The organism is Peribacillus sp. NPDC058002, from assembly GCF_042886655.1.
In the GTDB taxonomy this organism is placed as follows: domain Bacteria; phylum Bacillota; class Bacilli; order Bacillales; family DSM-1321; genus Peribacillus; species Peribacillus aracenensis.
In genome coordinates, this window is sequence record NZ_JBHVQU010000176.1 from 1 (window position 1) to 7693 (window position 7693).

Below are 7693 nucleotides of genomic sequence, written 5' to 3' on the forward strand. Positions count from 1 at the left end.
AAATGAACATATGGGAATGACGGCCGAACGCTTAACGCAAATTTACGGTATCTCCTTTATCTATCAATGGTTTTGCTGCCTTTACGACTGTATCCTTCGTACTTCCTGCATCCGATATGAGGACATCACTTTTTAAATCCATATCGGCCAATTGAGCTAAAATCTTCACGGTTTCATTGACAGGCACAGCAAGTAGAATCAAATCAGCTTCACGTGCTCCCGCTTCCAAAGATGATACAGACTCATCAATGATCCCCAATAGCGTCGATAGTTGAACATTCTTTTCACTTAGGTCCGTACCAACAATCACGGCTTCAGGATGTGCATGGCGTACAGCCATGGCCAGTGATCCGCCAATTAGACCTAAACCTATTACAAAAACCTTACCCTTCACTCTTCTCTCCCCCGCATCTTTTATGCTCCTCTAGGTTTGATGAAACGTTAAAGCAGCGAATCAGAAGGTGCCTCAGCTTCATTCAAAAAAGTTTTAATAGCATTAATCATTCCTTCATTTTCTTCAGTGGAGCCAATCGTTACCCTCAGGCTGTTAGGAAAACCGAAAGATTTCCCCGACCTTGCGATGTACCCGCGTTCAAGCAAATATTGAAACACCACGTCGGCATCCTGTTTAAAATGGATAAAGATGAAATTACCTTGTGACGGGTAATAAGCTAAATTTTCCTTATTGCAAAATTCATAGTACCGCTTGAGCCCTTTTTGATTTTCTTCCTTGCATTTTTCAATGAAGGCTTGATCTTCCAATGCGACGATAGCAATATTCTGTGCAAATGTGTTCACATTGAATGGTTCCCGGGATGGATCTAGTTTCTGAATAATATCTTCATCCGCCAAACCATACCCTACCCTAAAACTGGCAAGTCCATAAATTTTTGAGAATGTCCGGAGTATGATCAAATTTTTATATTTATTAATCCATTGATTCGTTCTCGGGTAATCCTCAGCTGTTGCATATTCACAATAAGCTTCATCTAAAACGATAAGAACATCTTCCGGCACTTTTTCGATGAACGATACTAAGTCCTGTTCCGAAATGTATTTACCAGTTGGATTATTTGGTGTACAAAGCCAGACTACAGCTGTTTTTTCATCTATTACTTTAAGCATTCCTTCTAGATCATGAGCACCATCAATATGGGGAACTTCCCTGATTTCCGCACCTTCTAACGTGGCATTATGGCGATACTGCGAAAAAGTGCCTGTTGCCATGACCGTATTCTTTCCTGCTCCCAATAGACTTCTGGAGATGATTTGAATGTTCTCATCAGATCCATTTCCAAAAATAAGCTGAGTTTCTTTCACACCTGTATGTTTTGCAACAGCTTCCCTAAGCATCGTGGCATATCCATCCGGATAGATGGCAAACGAATGGGTTGAATTCCTAACGGATTCCTTGACCTTTTCCGAACAGCCAAAAGGATTTTCATTTGAAGCTAATTTCGTGATTTTTTCCAACCCGTATAATTTTTTCACTTCATCAGTGGATTTTCCCGGTTGATAAGACTTCAAGGAAAGGACCGCTTCATTCCATTTCATGTCAATCACCTCTATATATATTTTATCACTTTAAAGTAACAAAGTACGAAAGTAGTATATCATATTCATAGATTTAAAATCATCTTATATCTGCTTTGTCAAATCTGGCCGTAATACCGTAGCCCCTGCCTGGTATACATGATGTATTTCTTTTTGAGATTTCGTCGTATTTACGTGGATCATGACCCGGATGCAAAATGGCAGGGAGTTGGTCACCGGTATTTCTTTCATGCATGTAACCGGTACATAAGTCCAGCCTTCGAATTTCCTCAAGGCTTTGGCGGGGAAGACAGAACGAATCTCTTCCGTCGCAGAAAAAAATACAGAAGCTACCATATCAGGATCAATCTGGTTGACCAGAATGATCTCCGCCATCAACTTTTCGACAGCTGAAATCACTTCCATCTCTGTGTCTCTCTCTACTGTAGTGGCACCCCTTATTCCTCTTATCACACATAGTCCCCCCTTCTTTAGAACTCTATATCATATCCGCCATTTCCTCTATCAGCTCAGAGTCGGCTATATCCATTAATAGCGGTGACCCCACTTCGTTTAGCAGAACAAAGGTAGCTGAATCATTGACCGATTTTTTGTCTGTTTTCATTAAATCAAGTAGCATTGCATGTTCAAGTCGGGTTGGAATGATTATTTGATAACCTAAAGAAGAAACCCAGCCAATAAACTCATCTAGTTTAAAATCGAGATCCACTTTTTTTCTGCTTAATCTAAGAGCATATACCATCCCGATTAAAATTGATTCACCATGCGTAAAGTTTCCGTATCCCATTGAACTTTCCACTGCATGTCCAAGCGTATGACCAAAATTCAAAAAGGCACGAATGCCGTTTTCCCTCTCATCCTCTTCGACAATTTTAGCTTTAATGCCAATTCCTTTTGTAATCATTGTCAGGAACTGCTCATCCGTTAGATCATTCAAATCAACAATATTCGACTTTAACCATAGATAAAACTCATTATCTGCTATCAAGGAATGTTTAATGACTTCCGCAAAACCTGACCTTAATTCTTTAAGAGGCAAAGTTTTAAGAAACTCAAGATCATAAATGACCGCTTCAGGCTGATGAAAGGCCCCAATCATATTTTTCCCCAGCGGGTGATTGATGGCAACCTTGCCGCCCACTGCACTATCATGGGCGAGCAAAGTGGTCGGAACCTGTATAAATGGAATCCCTCTCATAAAAGTGGCCGCAACGAATCCAGCCAAGTCACCGACTGCACCACCGCCAAGGGCGATAATCAATGACTTGCGATTAATCTGATGGGATAAGCAGAAGCTTTGGCATTCATAAAACACATCGAAAGTTTTAGCATGCTCCCCTTCTGGCACTACATGATGCAGGACCGGTTTTCCCGTCTTGATCAGAGCGTTTTTTACAGTTTCCAAATGAAGTGCCGCCACTTTCTCATCAGTTATGATCAGAATCTTGTTTAGATGATTTAATTCGTGTGTTATTAATTCTGGCAATTCATTTATTGCCCTCTTGCCAATTAAAACCGGATATTGCTTGGAAGCCGTTTTTATTTGGATGGATTCCATGATTTAAAACCCCTTTACTTCTTCCCGATATGATTTCATGTATGCTGCTAATTGCTCATACCGATCTGAAGGGAATTGATCAATGATGGCAGCCGCCAGCTCCCATGCCACTACCGCTTCAGCAACTACCGCTGCAGCAGGAACCGCACAACTATCGGAACGTTCGACACTTGCTTCAAACACTTCCTTCGTATCGATATCAACACTTTTCAAAGGTTTATATAAAGTCGGGATCGGCTTCATCACACCGCGTACAACTATCGGCATTCCAGTTGTCATACCGCCTTCAAAACCGCCAAGGCGATTGGTTTTCCGGTAATAACCCTGATCTTCGTCCCATGCGATTTCATCATGGACCTCACTGCCGAATAGATGGGCCGCTTCAAATCCAAGACCTATTTCCACACCTTTAAAAGCATTGATGCTCATTATCGCTGCGGCTAGTTTTGCATCAAGCTTACGGTCATAATGCACATAACTTCCCACACCTACAGGCATTCCTTCTACAATGACTTCAACGATTCCGCCGATGGAATCTCCTTTTTGTTTAGCTTCATCAATTGCATCCTTCATCTGTTGCTCTACGTTTTTGTCAAAACATCTAACAGAAGATTCTTCCGTTACTTGTTGCAATTGCTGAATCGTTTCGTATTTTGGCAGTTCTGCCTTCACTCCGCCAATTTCCAAAACATGCGATGCCACTTCTATCCCCAATAAAGACAATAGCTTTTTAGCGACAGCACCTGCAGCCACCCTAACTGTCGTTTCACGGGCTGAAGAGCGTTCCAGAACATTTCTCAAATCGCGGTGCCCATATTTAATCCCGCCGTTCAAGTCGGCATGACCAGGACGAGGCCGGGTGATTTTACGTTTAATTTCTTCAGCTTCCTCTTCAGAAAGCCCTTCACTTCCCATAATCTTTGTCCAATGCTTCCAGTCATCGTTCTCAACCACCAAAGCAACCGGTGAACCGAGTGTGTAGCCATGTCTGATTCCCGAAGAAATGAATGCCTGATCTTTCTCGATCTGCATCCTTCTTCCACGTCCATGCCCTTTTTGCCGGCGCCCTAACTCTTGATTAATATCCTCATTCGATATCGGCATTCCTGCCGGTAACCCTTCAATGATAGTAGTCAGTTGCGGACCATGTGATTCTCCCGCTGTTAAATATCTCATCTTCCAGCCCCCTTTTAGCACTTTAAAGTGTATATGTATCAATATACCACAATTTTATGAAATATGGGTATATGTAAAACGTAAAAACCATATTGTTTGAATTTAATCACTTTTCTCTCTATTTTACAAGTACTTAAACATTTTCGATATAGTTTAATCTTTCAAATTTGAGTTCTACTGGATTTGCCTTTTCACGACAAACGAAAAGGGACTGAATGCTTATGTACAGAATCAGTCCCTTTTTATCCAAAGTATTTACTTTTTCTTATAAAAAAATGTGTCGACCGTTTCAAATTGATATTTTCCTGGGGTGAATATTTGCTCTGTACTTCCTACAAAAAAGACCCCGCCACTTTTTAGTGATGCACTGAATTTTTCATATAATAAATTTTTGGCTTCTTCAGTGAAATAAATTAAAACATTGCGGCAAACGATTAAATCGAACTCCCGTTCGAACCGATCAGCGAGAAGGTTTTGCTTTTTAAATGTCACACTTCTCTTGATTTCATCATCGACACGATAAAACTCATCCCTTTTTTCAAAGTATTTCCTTTTGATTTCTTCAGGTACTTCATTTAAGGAACGTTCAGGATACAACCCCAATTTCGCTCGCGCCAATACATTTTCATCCAGATCCGTCGCCAATATCTCTATCTGGCTAAGCGGAACCAGATTGGATAATATCATTGCAATCGTATATGGTTCCTCGCCAGTTGAACAGGCTGCACTCCAAATTTTCAACTTTTTTTTGCTTGCTAATAATCCAGGAAGGATTTTACGCTCCAACACTTCCCACCTTTTCGCATTTCTATAAAATTCGGAAACATTGATTGTCATTCTATCCAAAAACTCATTTAAAACTCCGGAATTGGTTTGAATGTCTTTATAGTATTCACGAAATGAATGATATCCTCTTTTTTCATATAGAGTTGTTAGCCGCCTTTTCATTTGCCCTTCCTTATATAATGCCAAATCAATGCCTGTCAACATTTTGATATTACGAATAAATTCTTCATATTCTTGAGGCATTCCTACGACTCCCCTGCACATAATTATTTTAAGTGGTCCTTCCCTTTATATATCGGAGAGTGCCATATTTTCTTTAAACTAAAATAATTCCTCACCTTGCCGGGAAACTAAAAAAGCCATACAAAAAAAGCGGGTTCCATCGCATAATGACGATGGAACCCGCTTTTTATAGAGTGATCGTATTAATTAATAAACCCACTCGCTTACAAGTTTAGAATACTCAACAATTTCTTCTTCTTTGAAGAATAAACCGATTTCACGTACAGCGCTTTCAGCTGAATCAGATCCGTGAATGATGTTTTTGCCGACAGTTACTGCAAAGTCGCCACGAATTGTTGCTGCTGCTGCATCTTTAGGATTAGTCGCACCCATCATTTGACGTGCAGTAGCGATTACGTTTTCACCTTCCCAAACCATTGCGAAGACAGGACCTGAAGTAATGAAGTCCACTAATTCGCCAAAGAAAGGACGTTCTTTGTGCTCGCCATAATGCTGCTCGGCCAATTCTTGAGAAATCACCATTAATTTTGCTCCTGCAAGAAGGAAGCCTTTCTTTTCAAAACGGGAAACGATTTCACCGATTAGATTGCGTTGAACGCCGTCAGGCTTAACCATTAAAAATGTTCTTTCCATGAATGTCACTCCTAATATGTATCATTGTATTTTGTCTATATAAGGCAATACTTTTAGAATATTACCATTGTTTGCTGAGTTTCGCAACTCCCATTATCAAAACTTTCTTTTTCCGATATTTTTCGCGATGTCCGATAACGTTTTTCTAGCTTTAATGGCAGGAAGGCCTTTCAATTCAGTAAAAGCCTTTTCTAAATACATATCACTGATCCTCGCCGCCTGTTCAATGGCACCGGAAGTTTTTATCGCATTGATTATATGGAACATTTCGTCTTTTGGCGTATCTTCCCGAACTGTTTCGATAAGCTTTTTTAACTTTGGATCTTCCATAGCAATCAAAACGGGCAAAGTGATATTACCTTGAATCAAATCACTGCCGGCTGGTTTCCCAAGCTCTTCTTCCGAAGCCGTAAAGTCCAATATATCATCGGTGATTTGATAGGACATACCGACATAATATCCGAATTTAAATAACTTTTGATGAACCCTTTCTTCAACACCTGCTGAAATGGCTCCCAACTGGCAGCTGGATGCTATGAGCAATGCCGTTTTCCGTTTGATCCTTCTAAAGTATATCCGCCAATTCTGTTCGAAATTGTACTTATCTTTTATTTGTTCAATTTCCCCTAGACATAGTTCAACCATAGTATCAGCGAGAATTTGATGCGCAAGCGGAGACTCGATAACCGCCATCATTTCCAGTGCACGAGCAAAAATGAAGTCGCCTGTGTACATGGCGACACGATTATCCCATTTTGACTTAATGGTAGCCGATCCCCTGCGTAAATCCGCATCATCCACAACATCATCATGTACAAGCGAGGCGGTATGGATGAGTTCCAAAGTCGCTGCGACATGTTTTACGACATGAATATCATAGTTGCCAAACTTCGCACCCAATAGGACGAATACCGGACGGATCCGTTTTCCACCGGATTGCAGTAAATGCAGGGAAGCTTCCCTTAAAACCGTGGAATCCGCTTCAATTGCGGCTTCCAGCTCTTTTTCTATTAATTGCAAATCTGCATTCAAAAATGAATACATCATTTTAAATTTCATACATTCCACCCAGCTTTGTCCATTGCTATTCTGCTTATTTTGAAGGCTTGTACCCGAAATGTGTTGCTGCTACCCCACCGAAATGGGCCTTATAACTGACATTTTCCATTCCTGCCTGCTTAAACATGTTTTCAAGCTTTTTCATGCCTGGGAAATCCCGGGCTGATTCCTGCAGCCATGAGTATTCACTATAGCTTTTTGCGAATAATTTGCCGAACATGGGCATAATGAAACGGAAATAAAAATAATAGCCCTGTTTAAAGCCTAGCATCGTTGGCTGTGATGTATCCAGGCAAACGACCATTCCACCCGGCTTGGCTACACGGTTTAACTCTTTAAGCACTTTCATGTAATCAGGGACATTCCGCAGCCCGAAACCGATCGTGACATAGTCAAAGCTATTATCCTCAAAAGGAAGCTCCATTGCATTCCCATGCATTAGGGAGACTTGATCTAGATTGAGTTCATTCACCTTTTGTTCGCCGATTTTCAGCATGTTCTTACTAAAATCCAGACCAACAACCTTTCCTTCTGGTCCTACTTCATTAGCAAGGGCAATGGTCCAGTCCGCTGTTCCACAGCATACATCCAGTGCATGGGCGCCTTTTGGGAACTTCATGATGGCCATTGAAGCCTTACGCCATTAAAGATGCTGTTTAAAGCTGATGATGTAATTCATCTTGT

General features: G+C 40.9%; 8 protein-coding genes and 1 pseudogene. All 9 read right to left on the reverse strand.

Translation table 11 applies throughout. The annotated features are described in order from the left end of the window. Positions 1-31: 31 nt before the first annotated feature. The gene (locus ACFVSH_RS20530; protein WP_387707561.1) at positions 32-394 is read right to left on the reverse strand and encodes a prephenate dehydrogenase/arogenate dehydrogenase family protein; all 363 of its coding nucleotides are present in this window, start codon (positions 392-394) and stop codon (positions 32-34) included. A 47-nt stretch (positions 395-441) separates the two neighbouring features. After that, positions 442-1554: a histidinol-phosphate transaminase gene (gene hisC, locus ACFVSH_RS20535; protein ID WP_192205344.1), complete on the reverse strand. Its 1113-nt coding sequence runs from the start codon at positions 1552-1554 to the stop codon at positions 442-444. A gap of 84 nt (positions 1555-1638) precedes the next feature. Then, on the reverse strand, positions 1639-2007 hold the full coding sequence (gene aroH / locus ACFVSH_RS20540; RefSeq protein WP_387707563.1) for a chorismate mutase: 369 nt from the start codon (positions 2005-2007) through the stop codon (positions 1639-1641). 25 nt (positions 2008-2032) lie between these two features. Further along, positions 2033-3112, reverse strand: a complete 1080-nt coding sequence (gene aroB / locus ACFVSH_RS20545) for a 3-dehydroquinate synthase (RefSeq protein ID WP_260286025.1) — start codon at positions 3110-3112, stop codon at positions 2033-2035. A gap of 3 nt (positions 3113-3115) precedes the next feature. Then, positions 3116-4288: a chorismate synthase gene (aroC, locus tag ACFVSH_RS20550; protein ID WP_387707566.1), complete on the reverse strand. Its 1173-nt coding sequence runs from the start codon at positions 4286-4288 to the stop codon at positions 3116-3118. A 255-nt stretch (positions 4289-4543) separates the two neighbouring features. Continuing rightward, positions 4544-5317 (reverse strand): CheR family methyltransferase, encoded by a 774-nt coding sequence (locus ACFVSH_RS20555; protein ID WP_387707568.1) that lies wholly within the window; start codon positions 5315-5317, stop codon positions 4544-4546. Positions 5318-5503: 186 nt separating this feature from the next. Beyond that, positions 5504-5950: a nucleoside-diphosphate kinase gene (gene ndk / locus ACFVSH_RS20560; protein WP_076365651.1), complete on the reverse strand. Its 447-nt coding sequence runs from the start codon at positions 5948-5950 to the stop codon at positions 5504-5506. A 96-nt stretch (positions 5951-6046) separates the two neighbouring features. Continuing rightward, on the reverse strand, positions 6047-7009 hold the full coding sequence (hepT, locus tag ACFVSH_RS20565) for a heptaprenyl diphosphate synthase component II (RefSeq protein ID WP_387597643.1): 963 nt from the start codon (positions 7007-7009) through the stop codon (positions 6047-6049). Positions 7010-7043: 34 nt separating this feature from the next. Next, positions 7044-7693: pseudogene (locus tag ACFVSH_RS20570) on the reverse strand (demethylmenaquinone methyltransferase); the annotation flags it as partial.